A 25,270-nucleotide genomic window follows, 5' to 3' on the forward strand; every position below is an offset into this window, starting at 1 on the left:
CCACCACCCTAGGTGTCCTGTTTCACAGGAGATGACCCGGTTCACACGGTCCCCTGGAGTACCCGGAGCAACACCTTTCGGGAGGACACCGTGCCCGTACCGATACGGCGCCTCGCTGTGGCGCTCACCCTGTGCTGCGCCCTGCTCGCCGGTTCCACCACCGCGTGGGCCGCGGGCCACGGCGACGGGCGGCAGACCGCCCCCGCCGTCGCGGTCGCCGCGCCCACACCGAGCCCGAGCACGTCCGCGGAACGGCAGAAGTTCGCCAAGACCCGTTTCGTGGCCAACGCGGGCCTCGCGGCCGGGGCCACGTACCAGTGGATCTGGAAACCGTACAAGGAGGGCAAGTTCAAGAAGGGCGCCAAGCACCGCAAGGCGACCCTGGTCAAGGCCGCGCTCGCCGGCGCGTTCACCTACAACCGGCTCAAGGCGGCCCAGCGCAACGCCAAGGGCGACCCGACGCTGTCCAAGGCGCTCGCCCCGCTCGGCTCGGCCGTGGCCGGGCTGAAGGACCTGCCGTCCAAGCTCCGCAAGGGCGACGGTTCGGCGGCGGACAGCTTCAACGACACCATCAACAAGATCAAGGACGCCGGCAAGAGCGCGGGCGCCCCGGTCAAGGACAAGGTGCCCTCGCCCGCGCAGCTCAGGAGCGGCTCGTAGGCGTACGGCCCCGGTGCGCGCGGCTCACCGCCGTGCGCACGGCGACGGCCCCCCGCCCGCAGGGAGGGGGGCCGTCGGCGGTGCGGCGGATCAGCGGCGCTGGCTCAGCCGCGCTGGCTCAGCCGCGCTGGATGTTCGACGCGTCCTGCAGGACACCGCGGCGGCCGTCCTGCATCTCGGTCAGCAGGCCCTGGCCGCGGGCCTCCACCGCCAAGTACCACACGCCCGGCGTCAGTTCGGCGATCGGCGCGGACGAGCCGTCGTCCCCGACCAGCGGGCGCGGCGCCGGGACGGCGAACCAGAACGGCGAGAAGCCCGCGGCGGCCGGCGCGGCGGTGGCCCCCGGCGCACCGGCGGCACCCGGCTGGCCCGGCTGCGGCGGGCCGCCGAAGGACTGGCCGGGCTGCGGCTGGGCGCCGTAGGGCTGCGGCTGGCCCGGGTAGCCGTAACCGCCCTGCGGCTGCGCCCCGTAGGGCTGCGGCGCGGCCGGCTTGGGGGCCGGGACCAGGGCGCCCTGGAGGGCGGGGACCAGCGGGGTGGCGATCGCCGCGCCCGCCAGCACGAGGGCCGCGATGAAGCCGAGGACCAGGCCGGGGCCCGCGCCGACCGCGCCCGGGTCCACCAGGTCCCAGAACAGGATCCACGCCGTCAGGACCGTGAACGCCGTGCCCACCGTGGCCAGTTCGAGTCCCGCCACCTTGCGCGGCTGGGGCAGGCACCGGTTGATGACGACCAGTGCGGCGCCGATCACTCCGCCCAGGTAGAGGCCCAGGCTCAGGCCGAGCCCGTCCCAGGCGTTGCTGCTCAGGTAGTCATAGGTGTGGAGGAACGACGCGATGAACAGCAACACCGCTGCCCCGATCACCACGCCGTCGCCCCGAGTGAGGGAGCGGATATTCACGTCAGGTCCTTCGTAGGTCGTCACGTACCGTCGTCACGTACGGGTGACACTATCGCCCGTACGGGCGGCCTGTCCGCCGGTACGGCCCCGCAGGTCAGGACCCGCTCAGGAAACTCACGATTCCCTCAGACATCCCCTGCGCCGCCTGCTGCCGCCAGTCGGCGCTGGTCAGCCGGGCCGCGTCCGTGCTGTTCCGCATGTTGCCGCACTCGATGAACACCTTCGGAACCGTTGACAGATTGAGACCGCCCAGGTCCTTCCGTGTGACGAGACCGGTGCCGCCGCCGACGTAGTCGGCGGGCGGCTCGCCGGTGGCGCGCAGGAAGGCGCCCGCCAGGCGCACCCCGAGGTCGTGGGAGGCGGCGGCGATCGGCCGGGTGTCGGCGGCGCCCTCGCGCACCGCCGCCGGGAGGATGACGTGGAAGCCGCGGTCGCCGGCCGCCGCGCCGTCGGCGTGGAGGGAGAGGGCCGCGTCCGCGTGCGCGGCGTTGCCGATCCGGGCCCGCTCGTCCACGCACGGGCCCCAGGCGGGCGAGTCACCGTCGTGGGTCAACTTCACGGTCACGCCCCGCTGTTCGAGCAGGGCGCGCAGCCGGTGCGCCACGTCCAGCGTGAACCGGGCCTCGGCGTAACCGGCGTTGGTGGCGGTGCCGGTGGTGTCGCACTCCTTGTGCCCGGTGCCGATGTCGACCTGGCGGTCGATCTCGGCGGTGTGCCGGACGTTGCCCGGGTTGTGCCCCGGGTCGATGACGACGACCTTGCCGCGCAGCGGGCCGGCGGCGCCGCCGGGCTGCTTGGCGTCGTCGCCGGGGAAGGAGGGGGAGGCGGGGGAGGCGGGGGACGAGCCGGACGGCGGCTTCCCGGAGGTGGCCGCGGTCCCGCCCGGGCCCGGCCCGCCGCCCGCCCCGTCCGGGCCGCCGGGACCGCCCGGGGAGCCCACCGCCTCGTACGCCAGCCAGCCCAGCAGCGCGGCGGCGGCCAGCGCGCCGAGGGCGACCACCGGCCCGCGGCGCCGGCGGCCCGCGCCCCCGGGGCGGCCGGCCCCCTCGGACGGGGACGGATCGAACTCGGGACCCACGTACGACATGACCGCGACTCTAACCGCGGGCCGGGGCGCCGGCGGCCTCTCGCCGCAGGACGCGCAGCGAGCCCGTCACCGAGACCTCGGTGAACGCGCCCGACTCCAGCGCCCGCAGGTACACCCGGTACGGGGCCTGCCCGGTGAACTCGTCCACCGGGTCCGGGAACACGTCGTGGAGGACGAGCAGCCCGCCCTCGGCCACGTGTGGGGCCCAGCCCGCGTAGTCGGCCCCGGCGTGCTCGTCGGTGTGGCCGCCGTCGACGAAGACGAGCCCGAGGGGCGTGTTCCACAGGGCGGCGATCTGCGGCGAGCGGCCGACGAGCGCCACCACGTGCTCCTCCAGGCCGGCCCGGTGCAGGGTGCGCCGGAAGGCGGGCAGCGTGTCCATCAGGCCGATCTCGGGATCGACGGTCTCCGGGTCGTGGTAGTCCCAGCCGGGCTGCTGCTCCTCGCTGCCGCGGTGGTGGTCGACGGTGAGCGCGGTGACCCCGGACCGCCGGGCCGCGTCGGCGAGCAGCACGGTGGAGCGCCCGCAGTACGTGCCGACCTCAAGCAGCGGCAGCCCGAGCCGCCCGGCCGTCACGGCCGCCGCGTACAGCGCGAGTCCCTCGTCCGCGGGCATGAACCCCTTCGCCGCCTCGAACGCGGCCAGGATCTCGGGCGCGGGTGCCACGCTCATGCGGCGGGTCCTTCCGGTCGTACGTCGGTGTTCCGGCCGCCCATGCTGCCGCACCCGCTGCCGGCGGGGGGACAGCGGGTGCGGGGGTGCGGGCCCGGGGCCCCGGGACGGGGGCGGGATCTCAGGCCGTGACGGTCTCGCCCGGCAGGGACAGGTCCAGGTCGACCGGGCGGTCGTCGCCCGCGTGGACGGCCGCGGAGGCGTGCGGGCCGTGGCCGGTGGCGCGGGCGGCCAGGACGTAGGGGCCCTGGGCCGGGACCACGAGGACGTAACCGCCGTCCTCCGCGGAGAGCGTGGCGCCCGCCTGCCGGCCGCGGCGGTCGATCAGGGTGACCTTGGCGCGGGCGACCGGGGCGCCGGCGGCGTCCAGGACCCGGCCGCGGAAGCCCCGCAGGGCCTCCTCGGCGCGGGCCAGGCCGGCGTCCTCCTCGCTGCTGGCGCGCAGCTGCGGGACGGTGGAGCGGCCGGGCCGCGGCAGGCACAGGGCGAGCAGCAGGCCGACGGCGACCGCGGCGGTGGCGATCAGGAAGGAGACCCGGAAGCCGTGCATGGTCGGCAGCGCGACGCCGTTGACATGGTCGGCGGTGTTGGCCAGCACCATGCCGATCACCGCGCTGGACACCGAGGTGCCGATGGACCGCATCAGCGTGTTGAGGCCGTTGGCCGCGCCCGTCTCGGAGGCCGGCACCGCGCCGACGATCAGCGCGGGCAGCGAGGAGTACGCCAGGCCGATGCCGGCGCCGAGCATCACCGAGGTGAGGACCGTCTGCCAGGCCGCGTCCATCAGGCCCAGGCCGCCGCCGTAGCCGATCGCGATGACCAGCAGGCCGATGATGAGGGTGGTGCGGGGGCCGTAGCGGGCGGACAGGCGGGCGTAGACCGGCGCGGTGAACATCATCGTCAGGCCCAGCGGGGCCACGCACAGCCCCGCCACGACCATCGACCGGCCCAGGCCGTACCCGGTGGCCGCGGGCAGCTGGAGCAGCTGGGGCAGGACCAGGGAGACGACGTAGAAGGCGACACCGACCATGATCGAGGCCAGGTTGGTGAGCAGCACCTCGCGGCGGGCGGTGGTGCGCAGGTCGACCAGCGGGGCCGCCACGCGCAGCTCCATGAGGCCCCACAGCAGCAGGACGACGACGGCCGCGCCGAACAGGCCGAGCGTGGTCGCCGACGACCAGCCCCAGTCGCTGCCCTTGGTGATCGGCAGCAGGAACAGCACCAGGCCGGCGGAGAGCCCGAGCGCGCCCAGCAGGTCGAAGGAGCCCTCGGCGCGCATCGGGGACTCGGGGACGGTGAGCAGGGTCAGCACGATGGACAGCACACCGAGCCCGGCGGCGCCGTAGAAGAGGGCGTGCCAGTCGGTGTGCTGGGCGACCAGGGCGGCGGCGGGCAGCGCCAGGCCGCCGCCGACGCCGATCGAGGAACTCATCAGGGCCATCGACGAGGCGAGCTTCTCGCGCGGCAGCATGTCGCGCATCAGGCCGATGCCCAGCGGGATCGCGCCCATGGCGAAGCCCTGGAGCGTACGGCCGACGATCATGGGCAGCAGGGCGCTGGTGAACGCGCTGACCAGGGCGCCGGCCACCATCACCGCGAGGCTGGCTATGAGCATGCGGCGCTTGCCGTACAGGTCGCCGAGGCGGCCCATGATCGGCGTGGCGACGGCGCCCGAGAGGAGGGTGGAGGTCAGGACCCAGGTGGCGTTGCTCGGTGAGGTGCCCAGCAGCTGCGGCAGGTCCTTGATGACCGGCACCAGCAGGGTCTGCATCACCGCGACAACGATGCCCGCGAAGGCGAGCACGGGGACGACGGCCCCGCTCGCGCTCCGGGTGGGCCGGTCGGTCGTCGTGAGCGTCATTGAGGGTGGCCTCCAGGCCGTTGAGGTGAGCAGGTGATCATCCGATCGGATATGTGCAGGGTGAACCCCGTACGCCGGGGCGACTATTCCGATGCTTCGGCGTACTAACGAATCCTTGACCGATCCGATATCAGGTGACGGCCCGTCAGGGGACGCCGCCCGGGGACGTGGGTCCTCGCCCCGGCCGGGGACGTAGGTCCTCGGTCCCGGCCGGGGCCGGGCGAAATCCCGATGCAAGGGGCACCTACCGCTTGAGACCATGACCCCCATGCTCGAAGCCCCCGATGCCGCCCCGGCCGCCCGCCGCCGTCCTACCGCCCCGCCCACCTGGCTCGTCGTCGCCCTCGCCTGCGCCGGGCAGTTCCTGGTCGTCCTGGACGTGTCCGTCGTCAATGTGGCGCTGCCCTCCATGCGGACGGACCTGGGGCTGAGCGCGCCGGGCCTGCAGTGGGTGGTGAACGCGTACGCCATCGCCTTCGCCGGCTTCATGCTGCTCGGCGGCCGGGCCGGCGACCTCTACGGGCGCAAGCGCATGTTCCTCGTCGGGCTCGCCCTGTTCACCCTGGCCTCGCTCGGCGGCGGCATCGCCCAGGAGGGCTGGCAGCTGCTGCTCGCCCGGGCCGTGCAGGGCCTCGGCGCGGCCGTGCTCGCCCCCTCCACGCTGACCCTGCTGACCGCCGCCGTGCCCGAGGGCGCCGCCCGGGCCCGCGCGATAGCCACCTGGACGGCGGTCGGCGCGGGCGGCGGCGCGGCCGGCGGACTGGTCGGCGGCGTCCTCGTGCAGGGGCTGTCCTGGCGGTGGGTGCTGCTGATCAACGTGCCGGTCGGCGCGGTGGTCCTCGCCGCCTCCGTGTACTGGCTGGTGGAGAGCCGCTCCGGTGAGCGCCGCCGCCTCGACCTGCCCGGCGCGCTGCTGGTGACCGCCGGTCTCGCCACGCTGGCGTACGGCATCTCGCAGACCGAGGCCGAGGGCTGGACCGCCGCGGCCACCCTGGCGCCGCTGCTCGCCGGAGCCGTCCTCGTCGCCCTCTTCCTCGCCGTCCAGGCGCGCACCGCCGCCCCGCTGATGCCGCTCGGCCTGCTGAGGGTGCGGTCGGTGGCCTCCGCGAACGCGGCGATGCTGGTGTCCGGCTCGGCCATGTTCTGCATGTGGTTCTTCATGACCCTGTACGCGCAGAACGTGCTGGGCTACTCGCCGCTGGACGCCGGGGTCGCCCTGGTGCCCAGCTCGCTCGCCGTCGTCCTCGGCTCCAAGCTGGCGCCGCGCCTGATGCGGACGGCGGGCGCGCGCAGCGTCGCCGTGCTGGGCTCGCTGCTGGCCACCGCCGGGTTCGCCTGGCAGTCGGCGATGCGGGCGGACGGGGCGTACCTGACGGCGATCATGTTCCCCGGCATCCTGATGATGCTGGGCGCGGGCCTGGCCGGCACCCCGCTCGCCGCCCTGGCCACCTCCGGCGCCGCCCCCGGCGACGCCGGCCTGGTCTCCGGCCTGATCAACACCTCGCGCACCATGGGCGGTTCGCTCGGCCTCGCGGTCATGTCGACGATCGCCGCGTCCCGCACGGCGGGGCGCAGCACCGCGGCCGGCCTGACGGAGGGGTACGCGCTGGTGTTCCGCACCGGGGCGTGGGTCCTGCTCGGCGGGACCCTGATGATGCTGGTGTGGCTGCCGCGCGCGGCCCGGCGGCGGCAGGCGGACGCCTGATCCCGCCCGATCGGTCCTGGTCCGGTCTGATCGGTCCTGATCCGGTCTGATCGGGACGGGATTGCCCTACAGCCACCCTTGCTGGCGGGCCTCGCGCAGGGCCTCGGTGCGGTTGCGGGTGCCGGTCTTGCCGATGGCGGAGGACAGGTAGTTGCGGACGGTGGACTCCGACAGGTGCAGCGACCCGGCGATGTCGGCGACCGTCGCCCCGTCCGCGGACGCGTTGAGCACATCGCACTCGCGGGCCGTGAGCGGACTGGGCCCGGCGCTCAGGGCCGCCGCCGCGAGCGCCGGATCGATCACCGTCTCCCCGGCCAGCACCCGGCGGATCGAGGCGGCCAGCCCCTCCACCGGGCCGTCCTTCACCAGGAAGCCCGCCGCGCCCGCCTCCATCGCGCGGCGCAGATAGCCGGGCCGCCCGAACGTGGTCAGGATCAGCACCCGGCAGCCCGGCGCCCGCGCCCGCAGCTCGGCGGCCGCGTCCAGCCCGCTGCGCCCGGGCAGCTCGATGTCCAGCAGCGCCACGTCCGGCCGGTGCGCCAGCACGGCGTCCACGATCGCGTCCCCCGCCGAGACCTGCGCGACCACCTCCATGTCCTCCTCCAGGCCGAGCAGCAGGGCGAGGGCGCCCCGCATCATTCCCTGGTCCTCGGCGAGCAGGACACGGACGGACGGGGCGGGCCGGTGGTCCTCGGGCATCTCGTTCACGGCTCCAGAGTAGAAAGCCGCGCGCGGGCCCGGCACCACGACCGGCCCACCGGCCACCGGACTCCGCGCCCTGGCATCGCGCGCCCCGGGCGCCTCATGTCGCCCTGGGTACCGTCGCCAGTGCCGCCGTCGTCAACTCCTCCGGGTCGCGCGGGAGTTCGGCGGTGACCGTGAAGCCGCGCGGGGACGGCCCGGCGCGCAGCGAGCCGCCCGCCGTGGCCAGCCGCTCGGTCAGGCCCTTCAGGCCGGTGCCGCCGATGCCGGGCGCGTTCGGCTGGGCGGCGCCCGGCGCGCCGTCCCCGTTGTCGGCGACCGTGAGCCGCACGAGTTCGGCGGTGCCGGACACGGTGATCTCGCACCGGCCGGCGCCGCTGTAGCGGAGCGTGTTGGTGACCGCCTCGCGCACCACCCAGCCCAGCAGCGCCTCGGTCTGCGGGGTCAGCGGCGGCCCGGAGCGGCGTACGACGGGTTCGATGCCGGCCGCGGTCAGCGCCGAGCGGGCCCGGTCCAGCTCCGTGCTCAGGCTGCCCTCCCGGTAGCCGGTGACCGCCTCGCGGATCTCGGTGAGCGCCTGCCGGCCCACCGACTCGATGTCGGTGACCTGCGTCAGCGCCGCCTCCATGTCCCGGGCCGCCAGCCGCCGGGCCGCCTCCGACTTCACCACGATCACCGACAGGGTGTGCCCGAGGAGATCGTGCAGGTCCCGGGAGAAACGCATCCGCTCCTCCTCCACCGCCCGCCGGGCCAGCTCCTCGCGGGCGGCCCGCAGCTCCCGCACCGCCTCGCTCAGCCCCATGATCGCCGCGGTCACCATGGTGGACAGGAACGTGGCGTAGGCGATGTTGATGCCGTCCCAGCCCTCGTGGACGGCGGCCACCGAGCCCCCGAGCACCGCCAGCAGCAGACCCGTCTTGCCCATCCAGGGACCGCGCATGACCGAGCCCGTCGCCAGGCCGAGCAGCGGGAAGAACATCAGCCAGCTGTCGCCGTAGCCGAGGCCCAGCGCGACGGTGACCAGCCCCATCAGCAGCAGCACGATCCGCGTCGGGGCGGCCTTGCGCCGCTCCTTGTCGAAGGCGTTGAAGACGACGTAGATGTACATCGAATTGAAAGCGAGCAGGCCGAGGACGCCCACCCACGGATCGGGCGTCCTGCCGTGCAGCAGGTTGGAGAAGGCGCCCAGCCCCATCATCAGCCAGGGCAGCAGACCGAAGCCGGTGGGCGGCGGGCCGGGGTCCTCGACCTCCTTGCCCGCCTTCTTCGCGGCCTTCCAGTCGGCCTTCAGCTGTACCTTGTTCTCCTTCCAGTACCGCTGCGCCTCCTGCGCGTCCCGGAAGGTCTCCCGCCACGCCTGCACATGGCAGGAGAGTGCGCGCCTCCAGCTCATCTTCCGTTTCCCCCGATCAGACGGTTCCCGCGGTGCGGCGGTAGGACAGCACGGCGTACGAACCGAACACCAGCAGCCAGCCCGCCAGCACGAGGATCGCACTCATGGCCGGAACCTGTCCCTCGGTGACCGATACTCCCAGTTGCGCGATCCGGTACGTCGGCGTGTACGCGGACACCGAGCGCAGCCAGTGCGGGAAGAGCGAGACGGGGAACCACAGCCCGCCGAGCACCGCGAGCCCCAGGTTGCCCACCATGTTCGCCACACCCGTGGCCTGCGGGGTCAGCCCGTAGCCGTTGCCGAGCCCGAGCAGCGTGAACGGGACCGACCCCAGCCACAGCAGCACCGCCGTCACCGCCCACTCCCACACCGGGAGCCGTACGCCGTTCACCAGCCCGCCCGCCAGCAGCACCGCGCAGATCGCGGGCAGCACCGTCACCGACCCGGTCAGCGCCCGCCCGGCCACCACCTGCCGCGCGGTCATCGGGGTCACCCTGAGCTGGCGCAGCCAGCCCAGCGCGCGGTCCTCGGCGACCCCGCCGCCGGTGTTCAGCGCCGAGCCGACCGCGCCGTAGGCGGCCATGCCGACCATGGCGGCGGTCCGCCACTCCCCGTCGCCGCCGGTGCCGATGTGGGTGAACAGCAGGTACATCAGGACCGGCATGGCGATCCCGCCGATCACGAAACCCGTGTCGCGCAGCGTGCGGCGCACCTCCAGCCGCAGGTAGTCCAGCATCAGACCGCCTCCCGTGCGCGCGGTGCGCCGCCCGGCCGGCCGGCGGTCAGGGCCAGGAACGCCTCGTCCAGCGAGGCCGGGGCCACCTCCAGGCCGCGGACCGCCCCCAGTCCGGCCAGCGCGACCACGGTCGCGTCCGGGTCGTCGGTGCGCAGCCGCGCCCGGTCCCCGCGCACTTCCAGGGACCGCACGCCCGGCAGCAGCTCCAGACCCGCCGTGCCCCGCCCGCCCAGGTCGAAGGCGACCAGGCTGCCACCGGCCGCGTGCCGCAGCTCCTCCCCGGTGCCGTCGGCCACGATCCGGCCGCCGTCGAGCACCAGGACCCGGTCGGCGTACGCGTCGGCCTCCTCCAGGTGGTGCGTGGAGAACAGCACGGTCCGGCCGCCGCGCGCGGAGGCCCGCATCGCGTCCCAGAACGCGTGGCGCGCCTCCACGTCCAGCGCCGCCGTCGGCTCGTCCAGCACCAGCAGCGCGGGATTCCCGGCGAGCGCCACCGCGCACCGCACCCGCTGCGCCTGGCCGCCGGAGAGCCGGTCCACGCGCCGCCCGGCGAGGTCCGCGATCCCGGCCAGCTCCAGCACCCGGGCCACGGGCAGCGGGTCCGGGTAACGCCCGGCCACGAACGCCACCAGCTCGGCCACCCTGACCCGGGGCACCGCCCGCGCCTCCTGGAGCATCGCCCCGACCAGACCGGCGCGCACCGCCCGCTCCGGCTCCCCGCCGAACAGTTCCACCGTCCCCGCGTCGGGCGCGAGCAGCCCCAGCAGCAGCGCGATCGCCGTCGACTTGCCCGCCCCGTTGCGGCCGAGCAGGGCCACCGTCCCGCCACGCGCGATCTCCAGGTCGACGCCGTCGACGGCACGCACCTCGCCGAAGACCTTGACCGCCCCCCGGAAGGACACGGCACTTCGTGTCTGTGTCATGCCTATGACGGTAGGAAGGGGCGCACCGGCGGCGGCAGATGCGGTTGTACGGACTCGGGCGGGACAAATGTCATCGCCCCTGCCCGGCGGACCTCCCACGTGAGCACTTCCCGTCCCGCGCGCCCCGGGTGTACAGAGGGCGCATGCCCCTCGACGCCGCCAAGGCCCTCGCCGCCGGCCCCCGCACCGGGGAGATCTCCTGGACCGTCCGGGACGTCCAGCTGTACCACCTCGGCATCGGCGCGGGCGTACCGCCGGACGACCCCGGCGAGCTGCGCTACGCCCTGGAGCGCGGGCCGCGCGTGCTGCCGGGTTTCGCCACCGTCGCCGGGGGCGGCGCGCCGGGCGTCATCAGGGCGCTGTCCCTGCCCGGCGTCGACGTCGACCTCGCCCGCGTGCTGCACGGCGGCCAGGCGCTGACCGTGCACCGGCCGCTGCCCGCCGAGGGCACCGCGACCCGCACCGAACGCCTCACCGGCGTGTACGACAAGGGCGGCGCGGCCCTCCTCGTGCTGCGCACCGAGACCGCCGACGCGGACGGCCCGCTGTGGACGGAGGAGGCCCGCGTCTTCGTCCGCGGCGAGGGCGGCTGGGGCGGCGAGCGCGGCCCCTCCGCCCGCCCCGGGCCGCCCACCGGACCCCCGGACCGCACGGTACGGCGGCCGGTCCGCCCGGACCAGGCCCTCCTGTACCGGCTGAGCGGCGACACCAACCCGCTGCACGCCGACCCCGCCTTCGCCCGCGCCGCCGGCTTCGACCGGCCCGTCCTGCACGGGCTGTGCACCTACGGGATCACCCTCAAGGCGGTCGTCGACACCCTCCTCGACGGCGAGGTGACCCGCGTACGGTCCTGCGACGCGCGCTTCGCCGCAGTGGTGTACCCGGGGGAGACCCTGCGGGTCCGCATGTGGCGGCGGCACGCGGCCGTCCAGGTGTCCGTGTCCGCCGTCGAGCGGGAGGACGCCCCGGTGCTGGACGGCACCGTCGACGTCGACGCGCCCCGCTGACCGCATCCCGCTGACCGGAGCCGGGACCCGGAGCGGCCCCGCCCCCGAGTCCTCCCCGGGGGCGGGGCCGCTGCGCACGCTCTCTCCGTACCTGCCGTCAGGCCGCCGCTTCGGCCTGTGCCTCGGCCGGCTTGCGGTGCCGGCCGCTGGGGACCGTCCCGCCCTCGTGGGCGGAGACCGGACCGCGGTGCTTGCCGTGTCCCTGGTCCTCCAGGTCCTCGGCCGGAAACGGCTGGGTCGTGCTGGCGTCGCTCATCGGAAGAACTCACCCCGTCAACATCATCTTTCGTACAGCCGGGCGAGTGTAACCGGCACACCTCGGGCGAAATCCAGGCGGCCACGCCAACCGGCACGACTTTGTTACCGGCTCTCCATCTGCCCCGTGACCCGCCCTGTCATCCGCCCGGTCGACGCCGCTTGCTGCAGGGTGACGGGCCGAGGAACAAAGGGCGACGGAAGCTCTGATTCCGGGTCGGGGGGTGGGGGTGTGAGGGGGGCGAGGACGGGGGTGGAGAGGGGAGTGGCGGGTTCGGGGATCGGTACGGCGGTGTGAGCGGAGGGCGGTACGGCGGCGGTGTGCGCGGCGGTTGTCGCACCGGCCGGCGCCCCGATCGGGCTCTCGCCCATCCGGTCCGAGCCCTCGCCCAGCGTGCGCCGCACGGGTTCGCCCGGCTTCCCCGCCGGCCCCCCGCCGCCCAGGACCCGGTCCACGGCTGCTCCCGGTCTCGCCATCGTCCCGCCGCCCGTGCGGGCCCCCGCTCCACTGCCTGCCCCGTCGCCCGGGCCGCCGCCGCCCACCCCCTCGCTCGCGCCGCGCCCCGGCGTCCCCCCGGGCTGTCCGCCCGGCGCGGAGTCCGGCGCGCGGCCCGGTTCCGGCCGTCGGTCGTCGGAGGGACCGGCCTCCCCTCCCTCACCCCGGGCGCCCGCCGCGGCGTACAGCGTCGGAGGCCGTACCGGTACCCAGCGGCCCCGGCGGGCCGGACGCGGTGCCGGTCCCGGGCGGGGCGGCGGGGCCACGGGCGGGGTGTCCGCCGTCTCCCGGGTGCCCGGCGGTGCCCACCGCGCCAGCCCGCAGGGCACCGCCCCCGTGCTGTACGGCAGCAGCAGCGCCCCCTCGTCCGTCCACAGTCCGGCGCCGGACAGCCAGCCCTCGGGCGCGGGGAGGTGGCGTACCCGGCGCTCGGCGGGCCGCCACACCCCGACCCAGCTGCCGAACGGACCGTCGCAGCGCAGCGCCACCCCGCACTGCTCCGGGGTCAGCACCTGCCCCGGCTGGACGGCGAACGGCGTCACCACGCAGTCCGGCAGCCGCAGGCTCTCCGGGAACCGCACCGGAAGGGTGCTGCCGACCACGCCCCAGCCCAGCCGCGGCCGCCCGGGCGACGGCGCGTCCGAGCGGATCAGCAGCAGCCCGCTGTCGGGGTCGGCGAGCAGCAGCCGGTCGTCGCTGTCCGGCGCGATCTGCAGCAGCGGCGACATCTCACCGCCCCGCCCCAGGTCCACCACCACCGTCTTGGTGCGCCCGCCGATGTGCCGGTCCAGCGCGAGCAGCCGCCCGGCGCGGTCCAGCCAGACCCCGCCCGAGCACTGGCCCGGCACCTCGGCCAGCAGCTCCGGCCCGAAGGCGCCGCCCGCCACCAGCCACACCGCCGAAGTGCGCGGGCCCACGGCGAGCGCGTACGCCCGCTGCCCGCCGGGCGCGCACGGCAGCAGCCGCAGCCGGGTGCGGTCGGGGCACTCGACGGCGCCCAGCAGCAGCTCCCCGGTGCCGGGACCGGTCGGGTACAGCAGGGAGAAGGCGTGCCGGCCGGCCACCAGGCGCCGGATGAGGACCCGGCCGTCGCCCATCGGCTGCACCTCGGTGCCGGGCTCCTCGGGCTGGTTGCCGGGCAGCGGCACCGCGTACGGCTCGGGGCCGTCCAGCGTCCAGCGCTCCGGGTACCAGGAGCCGCCGCCGCGGACGAGCCGGGCGGCGTAGGCGCCGTCCGCCGTGATGGCGCAGCCCGCCCGCGGCAGGCCGCCGTCCTCGTCGGCCGCCGGCGGCGGTGGGGCGCCCTCCTGTTCGCGTGCTGCCGAGAGCCCCGGAGAGGCACAGACTGTCATTGCTCGGTCACCTCCTGTGAGGACGCTAGTTTTCGTACGCACAGGCGGGGGACCGGCGGGCGGACGCTTCACCCATACGGGTGGCCGAGGAACGATTCCGCTGAGAAAAGCGGAACGTTTGTGCTGGAGAAACCCAGAACGTCTGCGCGAGACGGACACGCCCCCGCCGGGCCGGCGGTACGGGCCCGGCCGGCGCGGCGGCACCGGTTCAGCGGCGCCGAACACCCAGGTAGCCTTGCACTCGTGCCCCGTCTGTCTGAAGTCATCGCCGCGCTGGAGGACCTGTGGCCCGCCGAGCGGGCCGAGTCCTGGGACGCGGTCGGCACCGTCGTGGGCGATCCGGACCAGGAGGTCGGCCGGGTCCTGTTCGCCGTCGACCCGGTCCAGGAGACCGTCGACGAGGCGGTGAAGCTCGGCGCCGACCTGCTCGTCACCCATCACCCGCTCTACCTGCGCGGTACGACCACGGTGGCGGCCTCCACCGCCAAGGGCCGCACCGTGCACGCGCTGATCAAGAACGACATCGCCCTGCACGTCGCCCACACCAACGCGGACACCGCCGACCCGGGCGTCAGCGACGCCCTCGCCGGTGCCCTGGATCTCCGGGTCGTACGGCCCCTCGTGCCCGACCGCACCGACCCGGAGGGCCGCCGGGGCCTGGGCCGGGTCTGCGTGCTCGACCACCCGCTGACCGTGCGCGAACTCGCCGCCCGCGCCGCCGAGCGGCTGCCCGCCACCGCGCAGGGCATCCGCGTCGCCGGCGACCCGGAGGCCCCCGTGCGCACGGTCGCCGTCAGCGGCGGCTCCGGCGACAGCCTCTTCGACGCCGTACGGGCCGCCGGCGTCGACGCGTTCCTCACCGCGGACCTGCGCCACCACCCGGCCTCCGAGGCCCGCGCCCACAGTCCCCTCGCGCTGCTCGACGCGGCGCACTGGGCCACCGAGTGGCCCTGGTGCGAGCTGGCCGCCGCCCAGCTCGACGAGATCTCCGACCGGCACGGATGGGACCTGCGGGTCCACGTCTCCAGGACGGTCACCGACCCCTGGACCGCCCACGCGGCGTCCACCGCAAGCACCGACAACCCCTTGGGAGCCCCCAACTGAACGCCGCGCCCGCCGACCAGATCCGACTCCTGGACGTCCAGGCCCTCGACGTCCGCCTCCAGCAGCTCGCGCACAAGCGCAGGTCGCTGCCCGAGCACGCCGAGATCGAGTCGCTGACCAAGGACCTCACGCAACTGCGCGACCTGCTCGTGGCCGCGCAGACCGAGGAGAGCGACTGCGCCCGCGAGCAGACCAAGGCCGAGCAGGACGTGGACCAGGTGCGCACCCGCGCCACCCGCGACCAGCAGCGCCTGGACTCCGGCGCGGTCACCTCCCCCAAGGACCTCGCGGGCCTCCAGCACGAGATCGCCTCCCTCGCCAAGCGCCAGGGTGACCTGGAGGACGTCGTCCTGGAGGTCATGGAGCGCCGCGAGTCCGCGCAGGAGCGGGTCGCCGAGCTGACCGAGCGGGTCGCCTCCGTGCAGGCCAAGGCCGACGACGCCGCCGCCCGCCGGGACACCGCCTTCCAGGAACTGGACGGCGAGGCCGCCTCCGTGACCAAGGAGCGCGAGGTCGTGGCCGCCGCCGTCCCCGCCGACCTGCTGGGGCTCTACGACAAGCTGCGCGAGCAGCAGGGCGGCATCGGCGCGGCCAAGCTCTACCAGCGCACCTGCCAGGGCTGCCGCCAGGAGCTGGCCATCACCGAGCTGAGCGAGATCCGCGCGGCCGCCCCCGACACGGTCGTACGCTGCGAGAACTGCCGCCGCATCCTGGTGCGCACCGCCGAGTCCGGCCTGTAGGGGAGCGTCCGGGGTGCGGGAGTTCATCATCGAGGCGGACGGCGGGTCGCGGGGCAACCCGGGGCCCGCGGGCTACGGCGCGGTGGTGCTCGACGCGGCGACCGGGCAGACGCTGGCGGAGGCCGCCGAGTACCTGGGCACCGCCACCAACAACGTCGCCGAGTACCGGGGCCTGCTGGCCGGCCTGCGCGCCGCGCACGCCCTGGACCCGGCGGCCTCGGTGCACGTCCGGATGGACTCCAAGCTCGTCGTCGAGCAGCTGTCGGGCCGCTGGAAGATCAAGCACCCCGATCTCAAGCCCCTCGCCACCGAGGCGGCCCGCGTCTTCCCGCCCGGCCGCGTCACCTACGAGTGGATCCCCCGCGCCCGCAACAAGCACGCCGACCGCCTGGCCAACGAGGCGATGGACGCGGGCGCGCGCGGCGAGCCGTGGTCGCCGTCGGCGTCGACGGCGGAACCGGACGCGGGGACGCGCGGCGCGGCGGAGGGCGCGGAGGGCGCCGGTGACGTGCGGGCCGCTGCCTCGGTGGCGGCGGGCGCGCCCGCCGCCGGTACGTCACTCATCGCCGCCGAGACCACCCCGGCCCCCGCCCCCGAGGCCACCCCGGCGACCACCGCCCCCGGCTGGGCCCCCGCCGATCTCGGCGCGCCCGCCGTGTTCGTGCTGCTGCGGCACGGGGAGACGCCGCTGACCCCGCAGAAGCGGTTCTCCGGGAGCGGCGGCAGCGATCCGTCGCTGTCCGACGCGGGCCGGGAGCAGGCGGCGAGGGCCGCGGCGGCGCTCGCCCGGCGCGGCACGGTCCAGGCCGTGGTGTCCTCCCCGCTCGCCCGCACCCGCGAGACCGCCGCCGTGGTCGCCGCCCGCCTCGGCCTGGACGTGACGGTGGAGGACGGGCTGCGCGAGACCGACTTCGGCGCGTGGGAGGGGCTCACCTTCGCCGAGGTGGGCGAGCGCCACCCGGACGACCTGAACGCCTGGCTGGCCTCCCCGGACGCCGAACCCACCGGCGGCGGCGAGAGCTTCGCGGCCACCGCCGTCCGGATCGCCGCCGCCCGGGACGAGCTGCTCGCGGCGTACACGGGCCGCACGGTCCTGCTCGTCACCCACGTCACGCCGATCAAGACGTTGGTGCGCCTGGCCCTCGGCGCCCCGCCGGAGTCCTTGTTCCGGATGGAGCTGTCGGCGGCCTCGCTGTCGGCGGTGGCGTACTACACGGACGGCAACGCCAGCGTCCGGCTCCTCAACGACACGTCCCACCTGCGCTGAGCGCCGCCGCCTCGCGGGCCAGGTGCTCGATCCGCGGCCAGTCGCGGGCGGCCACCGCGTCCGCCGGGACCATCCAGCTCCCGCCGACGCAGCCGACGTTGGGCAGCGCCAGGTAGTCGGGCGCGGTGGCGGCCCCGATGCCGCCGGTGGGGCAGAAGCGGGCCTGGGGGAGCGGACCGGCGAGCGAGGCGAGGTAGGCGGTGCCGCCGGCCGCCTCGGCCGGGAAGAACTTCATCTCCCGCACCCCGCGCTCCAGCAGCGCCACCACCTCGGAGGCGGTGGAGACCCCCGGCAGGAACGGCACCCCGGACGCCTCCATGGCCGACAGCAGCGCGTCCGTCCAGCCGGGGCTGACCAGGAACCGGGCCCCCGCCGCCACGCACTGCGTCACCTGCGCGGGCGTGACGACCGTACCGGCGCCCACGACCGCTTCCCGCACCTCGCCGGCCATCGCCCGGATGACGTCCGGCGCGGCCGGGGTGCGCAGGGTGACCTCGATCGCGGGCAGCCCGCCGGCCACCAGCGCACGCGCCAGCGGTACCGCGAGCGAGGCGTCGTCGAGGACGACCACGGGCACGACGGGGGCGAGGTCCAGCACGGAGGCGGGCAGCGCGGAGGGGGACATGGAGGACATGGCCTCATCCTGCCCACGCCGAACACCCTGCGCAAAGCGCATTGCGCAGGGTGCAACACGAAGGGGTGGTGGCGGACGGATCAGGGGGGTGGGTGGTGGCGGACGGACAGGGGGTGGTCAGTGGACCTCGCTCACCAGCACGTCCAGCGACCAGCCCCGGCCCGCCCGGGCGGGCGCCTGCGCCTCCACCTCGTACCCGAGACCGCGCAGCACCTCCACCAGCTCGGCGGGACCCTCGGGCGCGGCCCCGGCCGACAGCAGGCTCCGTACGATCCGGCCCTTGGTCGCCTTGTTGAAGTGGCTGACCACCTTGCGGGTGGGCGCGTGCAGCACCCGCACGGTCGCCGTCCGCTCGGCGACCTCGCCCTTGGGCTTCCAGGCGGTCGCGTACGCGGCGGAGCGCAGGTCGAGGACCGGCCCGTCCCCGGCCGCCGCCGGCAGCGCGGCGGCCATCGGCGCGCGCCAGTACGCGCCGAGCGCGCCGAGCGCGGGCAGCTTCACCCCCATCGAGCAGCGATAGGAGGGGATCCGGTCGGTCACCCGGACCGCCCCCCACAGCCCCGAGAAGACCAGCAGCGAGCGCGCGGCACGCTCCCGGGCGGCCGGGTCGAGGGTGGCGAGGCCGAGGGCGTCGTAGAGCACACCGGTGTAGATCTCCCCGGCGGGCCGGGTCCCGGCCGTGCGCAGCGCGGCGTTCTTGCCGACCTCGCCGCGCAGCCCCTCGCTCAGCCCGAGCACCTCGCGCGCCTTCTCCTCGTCCCCGCAGCACAGCTCGACCAGCTCACCGAGCACGGCCCGCCGGGCCTCGGTGAGCCCCGGCAGCGACAGCGACTCCAGCTCCAGCGGGGCACCACGGCCGGGCGCGGCCTTGCCTTCGGAGGGCGGCAGCAGGACGAGCACGGGTTCTCCTTCGGGTAGGGCTCCGGGCCAGCGTACGGGCACCGTGAGCGGTGCCCGGCGGGGGCCGGTCGGTCGGTCCTGGGCGGGGCCGGTCCGATAGGTTCCGGGTCAGCCCCGGCGGCGGGCCGGTCCCGGTGGAGGGTCAGTCCTGGCGGAGGGCGGCCACCAGCCGGTCCGGCTCGTCCGCGTGGAAGCGGACCACCCGCACCGGGCGCCGCCGGCCCAGGAAGGTGGTGTGCTCCACCGGCTCGGTGAGTTCCAGGGTGACGGTGGTCTGCCCGTTCGCGGCGAGTTCGAGTTCGCCCTCGGCCCGCCGCGACTGCGGCGAGCGCGTCTCCCGGCGGACGGCGGCGATCCGCTCCAGCGGGACCCGCAGGTCGACATGGGCGCCCCGGCGGACGCGCAGGGCGTCCCGCGTGAGCACGTGCGGCCGGACGACGGAGGCGGCGTACAGGGCGACCACCAGGACGACCGTGTACACGTCCACCACGAGCACGACCCGCTCCAGCGCCGGCCGGCCCCGCAGCAGCACCGACATCCCCAGCAGCTCGATCACGCCCACGAACCCCAGCCCGAACAGCATGATCCCCTGCCCCCTGGCATGCCCGAACACCTCCCCCTCGCCACCGCCATGGGTCCGCCGCCCCACCCACAGCCCCAGGCTCCCCAGCAGCCGCAGCTCGTGCCGTATCAGGACGTACGCGATCCGCACCATGTCTGTCTCCTCCGTTCCCCGATGCCGTGCGGCGCAGGTGGTGTTCAGGGCCGATTCCGGTCGATCAGCTCCAGCGCGTGCCGGAACGCCGCCGCCTGGGCCGGCGCGAAGTCCGCGTACAGCGCGCGCAGGAACCCCTGGTCGTGGCCGAACCCGGCGCCCGGCGCCGCCCCGGCCGGGACCAGCCCGGCGGGCACCAGCCCGGCCAGCGCCCGGGCCGCCCGGGCCACGCGCGGATCGTCGGGGGAGGCGTCCGCGAGCGCGTCGAGCAGCGCGTACGCCTCCCGCATCCGCCGCACGGCCACCGGCGAGCCCAGGATCTCGCGCAGCCCGGCCAGCAGGCGCTCCCGGTCCTCCGGGGCCGCCGAGGTGTCCAGCAGGGCGAGCAGCTCCCGGTCCTTGGCGGCCATCGGGGAGTCCGGCGCGTGCGCGGCCGTCCCGGCGAACAGCGCGGCCAGCTCGGGGGAGACGGGCCCCTCGGCGGGCGGCCCGCCCCCGTCCAGCAGGGCGCGCAACCGGGCCCGCCGCTCGCGCACCGCCGCCTCCTGGCGCGCGAGATCGGCGTCCAGTTCCTCCAGTACCTCGGTCAGGTCGCGCCCGGCGTCATCGGCCAGCGCGTCCCGCACCTCACCGAGGCCCAGGCCCAGTTCGGTCAGCCGCCGGATCCGGGCGAGGGCGACGGCGTGGCGCAGGGTGTAGTCGCGGTAGCCGTTGGAGCGCCGCTCGGGTTCCGGCAGCAGGCCCAGGTGGTGGTAGTGCCGCACGGTCCGCGTGGTGACGCCGACGGCCGCCGCGAGTTCTCCGATCCGCATGGGACCAGTACAGACGTTGACGCCGCGTCAAGGTCAAGCTCACGGCACGGCACGGCACGGCTTACGGCCGCCCTCAAGGGAGGGGGACGGCGACCGGTGTGCCGAACCAGCGCTCCAGGGCGGCGGGCAGGGGGTCGGTGCTGGTGCTGGTGCTGGTGCTCGGCGCGGCCGGTTCCGTGTCCTTGGCCCAGGCGACGAAGCCGTCCGGGCGGACCAGCAGGGCGGCCAGGCCGGGGCGGGTGGGGCAGCGGGTGGTGATGACGTCGACGCGGTCGGCGTATCCGTCGGCGTACGCCCGGACGGCGGGGTCGCCGGTGAGGTCGAGCAGGAGGCCCCGGCCCTGGTGCAGGCGGTCGCCGAGGCGGTCGCCGTCGGACAGCTCCAGGTCGGGCGCGCTCGCGCCGACGAGCGGGTGGTCGCCGGGCAGGTCGTAGCGCTGCCAGATGCCGGATATCTGCTTGACCAGATACGTGGTGCCGGTCGTCGTCAGCGCCAGGTCGGTCACCACGCGGCGCAGCGCGCGGGCGTGCCGGTCCGGCCGCATCAGGGCGATCTGCGCGCGGGTCCAGTCCAGCACCCAGGCGCCGATCGGATGCCGCTCGGCGGTGTAGGTGTCCAGCAGCGCCTCGGGCGCCGACCCGCGCACCACGGCGGCCAGCTTCCAGCCCAGGTTCATGGCGTCGCCGATGCCGAGGTTCAGCCCCTGCCCGCCGAACGGCGAGTGCACATGGGCGGCGTCACCGGCGAGCAGCACCCGGCCCTTGCGGTAGGTGGAGGCTTGGCGGGCGTTGTCGGTGAAGCGGGTCACCGACCGCATCTTCGTCACCGTCACGTCCGGGACGCCGGAGACCCGGCGCAGGCTGGCCTGCAGCTCCTCCGCCGTGACCGGCGCCGACCGGTCGGCCGGCGGCCCGTCGAACTCCACGGTGAGCACCCGGCCCGGGAACGGCCCGTGGGCGTACGTACCGGCCTCGGTCGTGTTCCAGCCGGTGCCCAGCTTCTCGGCGCCGGTCAGGTCGGCGATCGCCTGGTAGCCGGTGATCTCCGGCGACGTACCGGGGAAGTCGAACCCGGCGAGCTTGCGGACGGTGCTGCGGCCGCCGTCGCAGCCGACGAGCCAGGAGGCGCGGACGTACTCGGGCGCGGGGGCGCCGGAGCCGGAGCCGCCGGCGGCGGCAGGGGCGGGGGCGAGGTGCACGATCACGCCCTCCCGCCGGTCACCGCCCTCGGTCCCGTTGCCGTCGTCCTCGAACCTCTCCTCGAACTTCTCCTCGAAGCCGGTCAGCGCGACGCCCCGGCGGATCTCGACGCCGAGCCGTTCGGCGCGCGCGGCGAGGATGCGTTCCAGTTCCGCCTGCGGGACGCCGAGGCCGGTCCGGTCGGCGGGGCCGACGTCCGCGAACGCGGGATCGGAGTCGTCGAACAGCTCCGCGTCCATCATGATCCCGGCGAAGTGCCCGGCGAACTTGGGCGGCATCCGCTGCCCGGCACCCGCGCCGTCCCCGCCCCCGGGCCGGAACGCGCGCATCCGGCTCCGTGCCTGCTCCCAGACCGCCGCCAGCTCGGGCAGCAGACCCCGCCGGTACAGCGTCACGGCGCTCGGCGTGTTGATCGCGCCCGCCTTGATCGTCTCGTCCACCTCGGTCAGCCGCTCGATCACCAGCACCCGCGCTCCGCCGAGCCTCAGCTCGCACGCGAGGAACAGTCCCACCGGGCCGGCTCCGGCCACCACCACGTCGTAATTGGTCATGACAACACTATAGCCACTAAAACTTTATGTCCGCTACAATTTTTTTCATGACCGATCACGGAACAGCCGCCCCGCGCCCCCCGGAGCCCCCGCAGACGTCACAGACACCGACCCCGTCACCCCCGTCACCCCCGCCACCCCCGTCACCCGCGTCGAACCCGTCAGAGTCGTCGGAGCCGTCCCTGCGGGAACGCAAGAAGCGCGAGACCAGGCGGCGGCTCTCGGACGTGGCGACCGTGCTCTTCAGGGAGCGCGGCTTCGACCGGGTGACCGTGGCGGAGATCGCCCGGGCCGCCGGGGTCTCCGCGATGACGGTCTTCAACTACTTCCCGCGCAAGGAGGACCTGTTCCTCGACCGCATCCCCGAGGCGGCCGACCTGTGCGCGCGGGCGGTGCGCGGCCGCGCGGCCGGGGAGCACCCGCTCACCGCCCTGCGCCGCCTCGCCCTCGAACTGCTCGACAGCGGCCACCCGTTGTCCGGCGTGGGCGACCGCTATGCGGGCTTCTGGCGGATCGTCCTCGACTCGCCGACCCTGCGCGACCGGGCCCGCGAAGGGGTCGGGGAACTGGAGGACGCGCTGGCCGCGGCCCTCGCCGAGAGCGCGCCGGAGGTCCACGACCCCCGCCTCCTCGCCGCCCTGGCCGTGGCGGCGTACCGCACGGTCTACGTCACCTCCGCGGGCCGCCTCCTGGCGGGGGAGCGGGCCGACGCGATCGGCGAGGACCACCGGCGGCGGCTGACCGAGGCATTCGACGCGCTGGAGCGGGCCTTCCCGGCGGGGCCGAGCTGATGCCGGGGGCCGTCCCACCGGGCGGTATCATGGTCGGCACGGCAGACGAGCCGGGCGGACGGCCGCGTGAAGTTCCCGCGAGGGGCTTCCCGAGGAACGTCCGGGCTCCACAGGGCAGGGTGATGGCTAACGGCCACCCGGGGTGACCCGCGGGACAGTGCCACAGAAAACAGACCGCCGGGAGCTTCGGCCCCCGGTAAGGGTGAAACGGTGGTGTAAGAGACCACCAGTGCCCAGGGCGACCTGGGCAGCTAGGTAAACCCCACCCGGAGCAAGGTCAAAAGGAAACACCCCGGTGTTTCTGCGCGGACGTTCGAGGGCTGCCCGCCCGAGTCCGCGGGTGGACCGCACGAGACCGGCGGCAACGCCGGCCCTAGATGGATGGCCGTCACCGGACGACCCGCGAGGGTCCCCGGTACAGAACCCGGCGTACAGCCCGACTCGTCTGCCCCTTCGAAGCGGCTTTCCGGAGCGGCTTTCCCGAAGCGGCTTCTTCGGTGCGGCTTTCTCGAAGCGGCTTCTTGTGCAACGCGACGCCCGTGCTCCGCGACCGCGTCCCGCTCCCCCCCCCCCGGGGCCCCGCCCCGCCTGCCCCCGCTCGTGTGTCCCCGCCGCCTGTCTCCAACTTGGCCGCTAGAGTCTGGTGTTGCCCGATCGCCGGGGCGCCGAGACATGAAGGTCATGAAGGTGGGGACGGGTCCGTGAGAGTACAGCTTCCTCCTGAACCTGCGTGTTTCGTCGACCGTGACGAGCAGCGGGAGAGCGTGCTCCGTGCGGTGCGGGAGTGGACCGGGCGTTCCCGGCCGCTGCTCGTCACGCTCAGCGGGCCCCAGGGCATGGGCAAGACGGAGCTGGCTCGGCTGATCGCCCGGGTGCTCCGCGACGAGTATCCCGACGGGATCCTGTCCGTGGACCTCGACGACTTCCGGATGGGCGGTGCGGCCGACCCGGGCGACGTGCTCGCGCAGTTACTGGAATCCTTCGACGTGGAGCCGGCCTTTGTCTCGGCGCAGTTCAAGGCGCGGTGCAGCCAGTACTGGAGCAAGACCGCCGACGTACGGCTGATCCTGATCGTGGACAACGCCCGGTACGCGTCGGAGATCGTCCCGCTGCTGCCGGCGTCGGGGAAGAGCCTGGTGATCGTCACCAGCCACAGCCCTCTGCGTGACCTGGAGGACGGAGCCGCGCTCGGCGTGCCGGTGCCGCCGCTGGAGGAGTGGGCGGCGACCGAGCTGCTGGAACTGGTCGTACGGGACCCCAGGCTGGCGGCCGACCCCGAGTCCGTACGGGCGCTGGTGCGGCTGTGCGAGGGGATGCCGGCGGCACTCCACGTCGCCGGCGGGTGGATGCGCGAGCACCGGCTGCGGCCTCTGTCCCGTCTCGTTCCGCAATTGCGGAACGCATGGGAGGAGAAGGGCGTTCCCGGCGTGGAGCGGTTCTGGGACACCGTGTACGAGGGCCTGTCCCCCACCGCGGCCCGGCTCTACCGTCTCCTTCCGCACCACCCCGCGGCGACCTTCACGCTGGATTCCGCCACGACACTGCTGGGGCGGGGGCCCGAGGAGTGCGAAGGAGCCCTTGAGGAACTGGACAGGACAGGTCTGCTGGACCTGAGCGAGCTGCTGTCCTCGGCGGACGGCCGGATGCGCCTGCCCGGCCCCCTGCGCGCCCACGCCCTGCGCCGCTCACGCCAGGACGCCCGGGAAGGGGAGGTGGAAGAGAGCCTCGGAAGGCTTCTGCGCTGGCTCGTCCGGCAGTTCCAGCGGGCCGACCGGTTCGCCGCCGGTCCCCGGCTCCTCGTCGGTGACGCGTTCACCGCCCTGGCCGAGGCGCCGGACGTCGCGCTGGAGGACCCGAAGGCGACCGCCGACCCCCTGGAGGCGGCCGCTCGTGCCGACCGTGCGTCCGCCTGGCTGTACGGGCACCGCCATGTGCTCTTCGCGTCCCTGCGCCTGGCCCACGAGCGCGGGATGGACGCCGAGGTGGTGGCTCTGTCCGAGCCGGTGTGGACGTACGCGCTGGACCACCCGCACCAGTCCGACGTCATCGGCGCCCTGCGACTCGCCGTCACCTCCGCGGTCCGCGACGGCGGGCGGCCAGCCTGGCTGGTGCGCACACGGTGCCAGCTCGCCCGCCAGCTGTGGGAGGCGGGTGCGGTGGACGAGGCGCAGGACCAGCTCGACCACGCCGAAGCGGCGCTCGGGGGACTCGGCGACAGCGAGCGGGACCGCAAGCTCGCCGCGTCACTGGTCGAGTTCCGCGGCATGCTCGACGGCGCCCGGGGCGAATGGGGCTCTGCCGCGGCCGGGTTCGCGCGGTCGCACCGGATGCACCTGGCGATCCCCAATCCCTACGGAGCCATGCTCCAGACGTACCGGCTGGGCGAGGCCCGGGCGAAGCTCGGTGAGCTGGAGGCGGCGCACGAACTGCTCGCCGAGGCGCACGAGCTGGCCGTGGCGCAGGGCCGCGAGAGGATGTCCCGCCGTACGGGCTTCGCGCTCGCCGGGGTGCTGGCCCGGATGGGCCGTACGGACCGGGCCCGCCCCCTGTACGAGGAGTCACTGCGAGCGGCGCGCCGGCGGCGGTCCGGCTTCGACCAGGCCCGCGTCCACGACGCGCTGGCCGGGCTGGCCCAGACCGAGGGGCGCGGCGCCGAGGCGGCGGAACACCGTGCCGCCGCCCACGACATCCGGCGGCACAACGGTCTGGACGCGTAGCGCCGTACGGCGATGGCGCCGCACGGCGATGGCTTCTTACGGCGATAGGGTCTTACGGCCATAGGGCGGCCTTGCCGCGATAGGGCCGT

The 25,270-nt window shown here is 75.0% G+C and carries 23 protein-coding genes and 1 other RNA gene; 9 read left to right on the forward strand and 15 right to left on the reverse strand.

Annotation, left to right across the window (positions count from 1 at the left end; all coding sequences use genetic code 11):
- Positions 1-90: 90 nt before the first annotated feature.
- Positions 91-660 carry a hypothetical protein gene (locus ABZ858_RS01090; RefSeq protein WP_361370680.1) on the forward strand — a complete coding sequence of 190 codons (570 nt, stop codon included), beginning with the start codon at positions 91-93 and terminating at the stop codon, positions 658-660.
- Positions 661-778: 118 nt separating this feature from the next.
- Here the strand turns inward: ABZ858_RS01090 and ABZ858_RS01095 are convergent, their stop codons facing one another.
- From ABZ858_RS01095 to ABZ858_RS01110, 4 genes are all read right to left on the reverse strand, one after another.
- Entirely contained in the window at positions 779-1,561 is a 783-nt protein-coding gene (locus tag ABZ858_RS01095) for a hypothetical protein (RefSeq protein ID WP_361370683.1), read from the reverse strand.
- Between the two features lie 94 nt (positions 1,562-1,655).
- Positions 1,656-2,648 (reverse strand): N-acetylmuramoyl-L-alanine amidase, encoded by a 993-nt coding sequence (locus ABZ858_RS01100; protein ID WP_361370686.1) that lies wholly within the window; start codon positions 2,646-2,648, stop codon positions 1,656-1,658.
- A gap of 10 nt (positions 2,649-2,658) precedes the next feature.
- On the reverse strand, positions 2,659-3,321 hold the full coding sequence (locus ABZ858_RS01105; RefSeq protein ID WP_361370689.1) for a class I SAM-dependent methyltransferase: 663 nt from the start codon (positions 3,319-3,321) through the stop codon (positions 2,659-2,661).
- A 121-nt stretch (positions 3,322-3,442) separates the two neighbouring features.
- A complete protein-coding gene (locus ABZ858_RS01110; RefSeq protein ID WP_361370692.1) occupies positions 3,443-5,182 on the reverse strand; it encodes an MFS transporter in 1,740 nt (579 codons plus the stop codon).
- A gap of 259 nt (positions 5,183-5,441) precedes the next feature.
- Here ABZ858_RS01110 and ABZ858_RS01115 point away from each other — a divergent pair, with 259 nt between their 5' ends.
- Positions 5,442-6,887: an MFS transporter gene (locus ABZ858_RS01115; protein WP_361370695.1), complete on the forward strand. Its 1,446-nt coding sequence runs from the start codon at positions 5,442-5,444 to the stop codon at positions 6,885-6,887.
- Positions 6,888-6,953: 66 nt separating this feature from the next.
- Here the strand turns inward: ABZ858_RS01115 and ABZ858_RS01120 are convergent, their stop codons facing one another.
- The 4 genes from ABZ858_RS01120 to ABZ858_RS01135 form a co-directional block, all read right to left on the reverse strand.
- Positions 6,954-7,595, reverse strand: coding sequence for a response regulator transcription factor (locus ABZ858_RS01120; protein ID WP_361370698.1), 642 nt, complete (start codon positions 7,593-7,595; stop codon positions 6,954-6,956).
- 94 nt (positions 7,596-7,689) lie between these two features.
- Positions 7,690-8,982 carry a sensor histidine kinase gene (locus tag ABZ858_RS01125; protein ID WP_361370701.1) on the reverse strand — a complete coding sequence of 431 codons (1,293 nt, stop codon included), beginning with the start codon at positions 8,980-8,982 and terminating at the stop codon, positions 7,690-7,692.
- A gap of 16 nt (positions 8,983-8,998) precedes the next feature.
- Positions 8,999-9,718, reverse strand: coding sequence for an ABC transporter permease (locus tag ABZ858_RS01130; protein WP_361370704.1), 720 nt, complete (start codon positions 9,716-9,718; stop codon positions 8,999-9,001).
- Positions 9,718-10,641, reverse strand: a complete 924-nt coding sequence (locus tag ABZ858_RS01135; RefSeq protein WP_361370707.1) for an ABC transporter ATP-binding protein — start codon at positions 10,639-10,641, stop codon at positions 9,718-9,720. The genes ABZ858_RS01130 and ABZ858_RS01135 overlap by 1 nt, the downstream gene beginning before the upstream one ends.
- Before the next feature lie 143 nt (positions 10,642-10,784).
- Here ABZ858_RS01135 and ABZ858_RS01140 point away from each other — a divergent pair, with 143 nt between their 5' ends.
- Complete coding sequence (locus tag ABZ858_RS01140) at positions 10,785-11,648, forward strand: MaoC/PaaZ C-terminal domain-containing protein (RefSeq protein WP_361370710.1); 864 nt, start codon at positions 10,785-10,787, stop codon at positions 11,646-11,648.
- A gap of 97 nt (positions 11,649-11,745) precedes the next feature.
- On the opposite strand, the gene ABZ858_RS01145 is transcribed toward ABZ858_RS01140, so the two are convergent.
- Together ABZ858_RS01145 and ABZ858_RS01150 are read right to left on the reverse strand one after the other, a co-directional pair.
- Entirely contained in the window at positions 11,746-11,904 is a 159-nt protein-coding gene (locus tag ABZ858_RS01145) for a hypothetical protein (RefSeq protein ID WP_361370713.1), read from the reverse strand.
- A 104-nt stretch (positions 11,905-12,008) separates the two neighbouring features.
- Positions 12,009-13,751: a hypothetical protein gene (locus tag ABZ858_RS01150; protein WP_361370716.1), complete on the reverse strand. Its 1,743-nt coding sequence runs from the start codon at positions 13,749-13,751 to the stop codon at positions 12,009-12,011.
- Positions 13,752-13,994: 243 nt separating this feature from the next.
- Here ABZ858_RS01150 and ABZ858_RS01155 point away from each other — a divergent pair, with 243 nt between their 5' ends.
- From ABZ858_RS01155 to ABZ858_RS01165, 3 genes are read left to right on the forward strand one after another with little or no spacing between them, the layout of a single operon-like run.
- A complete protein-coding gene (locus ABZ858_RS01155; RefSeq protein ID WP_361370718.1) occupies positions 13,995-14,855 on the forward strand; it encodes a Nif3-like dinuclear metal center hexameric protein in 861 nt (286 codons plus the stop codon).
- Positions 14,852-15,595 carry a C4-type zinc ribbon domain-containing protein gene (locus ABZ858_RS01160; protein WP_361371908.1) on the forward strand — a complete coding sequence of 248 codons (744 nt, stop codon included), beginning with the start codon at positions 14,852-14,854 and terminating at the stop codon, positions 15,593-15,595. The genes ABZ858_RS01155 and ABZ858_RS01160 overlap by 4 nt, the downstream gene beginning before the upstream one ends.
- A gap of 13 nt (positions 15,596-15,608) precedes the next feature.
- On the forward strand, positions 15,609-16,862 hold the full coding sequence (locus ABZ858_RS01165) for a bifunctional RNase H/acid phosphatase (RefSeq protein ID WP_361370721.1): 1,254 nt from the start codon (positions 15,609-15,611) through the stop codon (positions 16,860-16,862).
- On the opposite strand, the gene eda is transcribed toward ABZ858_RS01165, so the two are convergent.
- From eda to ABZ858_RS01190, 5 genes are all read right to left on the reverse strand, one after another.
- The gene (gene eda / locus ABZ858_RS01170; RefSeq protein WP_361370724.1) at positions 16,837-17,496 is read right to left on the reverse strand and encodes a bifunctional 4-hydroxy-2-oxoglutarate aldolase/2-dehydro-3-deoxy-phosphogluconate aldolase; all 660 of its coding nucleotides are present in this window, start codon (positions 17,494-17,496) and stop codon (positions 16,837-16,839) included. The genes ABZ858_RS01165 and eda overlap by 26 nt on opposite strands.
- A 117-nt stretch (positions 17,497-17,613) precedes the next feature.
- Positions 17,614-18,396: a peroxide stress protein YaaA gene (gene yaaA / locus ABZ858_RS01175; protein ID WP_361370727.1), complete on the reverse strand. Its 783-nt coding sequence runs from the start codon at positions 18,394-18,396 to the stop codon at positions 17,614-17,616.
- Positions 18,397-18,538: 142 nt separating this feature from the next.
- Positions 18,539-19,111 (reverse strand): hypothetical protein, encoded by a 573-nt coding sequence (locus ABZ858_RS01180; protein ID WP_361370730.1) that lies wholly within the window; start codon positions 19,109-19,111, stop codon positions 18,539-18,541.
- 44 nt (positions 19,112-19,155) lie between these two features.
- Positions 19,156-19,923, reverse strand: a complete 768-nt coding sequence (locus tag ABZ858_RS01185) for a MerR family transcriptional regulator (RefSeq protein ID WP_361370732.1) — start codon at positions 19,921-19,923, stop codon at positions 19,156-19,158.
- 73 nt (positions 19,924-19,996) lie between these two features.
- Positions 19,997-21,673, reverse strand: a complete 1,677-nt coding sequence (locus ABZ858_RS01190; protein ID WP_361370735.1) for an FAD-dependent monooxygenase — start codon at positions 21,671-21,673, stop codon at positions 19,997-19,999.
- Between the two features lie 227 nt (positions 21,674-21,900).
- Between ABZ858_RS01190 and ABZ858_RS01195 the strand changes: the two genes are divergently transcribed.
- The 3 genes from ABZ858_RS01195 to ABZ858_RS01205 all read left to right on the forward strand — a co-directional run bounded on the left by ABZ858_RS01195 (position 21,901) and on the right by ABZ858_RS01205 (position 25,181).
- Entirely contained in the window at positions 21,901-22,464 is a 564-nt protein-coding gene (locus tag ABZ858_RS01195; RefSeq protein ID WP_361370738.1) for a helix-turn-helix domain-containing protein, read from the forward strand.
- A 46-nt stretch (positions 22,465-22,510) separates the two neighbouring features.
- Positions 22,511-22,912: RNase P RNA component class A (gene rnpB, locus ABZ858_RS01200), an RNA gene on the forward strand.
- Positions 22,913-23,228: 316 nt separating this feature from the next.
- Positions 23,229-25,181, forward strand: a complete 1,953-nt coding sequence (locus ABZ858_RS01205) for an AAA family ATPase (protein WP_361370740.1) — start codon at positions 23,229-23,231, stop codon at positions 25,179-25,181.
- Positions 25,182-25,270: the final 89 nt, after the last annotated feature.

It is taken from the genome of Streptomyces sp. NPDC047017 (assembly GCF_040644175.1).
GTDB lineage: Bacteria > Actinomycetota > Actinomycetes > Streptomycetales > Streptomycetaceae > Streptomyces.

Excerpts from the sequence above, each read along its gene's own strand:
- ABZ858_RS01100 (WP_361370686.1), bottom strand. The coding sequence starts at position 2,648 with ATGTCGTACGTGGGTCCCGAGTTCGATCCGTCCCCGTCCGAGGGGGCC.
- ABZ858_RS01105 (WP_361370689.1), bottom strand. The coding sequence starts at position 3,321 with ATGAGCGTGGCACCCGCGCCCGAGATCCTGGCCGCGTTCGAGGCGGCG.
- ABZ858_RS01110 (WP_361370692.1), bottom strand. The coding sequence starts at position 5,182 with ATGACGCTCACGACGACCGACCGGCCCACCCGGAGCGCGAGCGGGGCC.
- ABZ858_RS01115 (WP_361370695.1), top strand. The coding sequence starts at position 5,442 with ATGACCCCCATGCTCGAAGCCCCCGATGCCGCCCCGGCCGCCCGCCGC.
- ABZ858_RS01125 (WP_361370701.1), bottom strand. The coding sequence starts at position 8,982 with ATGAGCTGGAGGCGCGCACTCTCCTGCCATGTGCAGGCGTGGCGGGAG.
- ABZ858_RS01130 (WP_361370704.1), bottom strand. The coding sequence starts at position 9,718 with ATGCTGGACTACCTGCGGCTGGAGGTGCGCCGCACGCTGCGCGACACG.
- ABZ858_RS01135 (WP_361370707.1), bottom strand. The coding sequence starts at position 10,641 with ATGACACAGACACGAAGTGCCGTGTCCTTCCGGGGGGCGGTCAAGGTC.
- ABZ858_RS01140 (WP_361370710.1), top strand. The coding sequence starts at position 10,785 with ATGCCCCTCGACGCCGCCAAGGCCCTCGCCGCCGGCCCCCGCACCGGG.
- ABZ858_RS01145 (WP_361370713.1), bottom strand. The coding sequence starts at position 11,904 with ATGAGCGACGCCAGCACGACCCAGCCGTTTCCGGCCGAGGACCTGGAG.
- ABZ858_RS01150 (WP_361370716.1), bottom strand. The coding sequence starts at position 13,751 with ATGACAGTCTGTGCCTCTCCGGGGCTCTCGGCAGCACGCGAACAGGAG.
- eda (WP_361370724.1), bottom strand. The coding sequence starts at position 17,496 with ATGTCCTCCATGTCCCCCTCCGCGCTGCCCGCCTCCGTGCTGGACCTC.
- ABZ858_RS01180 (WP_361370730.1), bottom strand. The coding sequence starts at position 19,111 with ATGGTGCGGATCGCGTACGTCCTGATACGGCACGAGCTGCGGCTGCTG.
- ABZ858_RS01185 (WP_361370732.1), bottom strand. The coding sequence starts at position 19,923 with ATGCGGATCGGAGAACTCGCGGCGGCCGTCGGCGTCACCACGCGGACC.
- ABZ858_RS01190 (WP_361370735.1), bottom strand. The coding sequence starts at position 21,673 with ATGACCAATTACGACGTGGTGGTGGCCGGAGCCGGCCCGGTGGGACTG.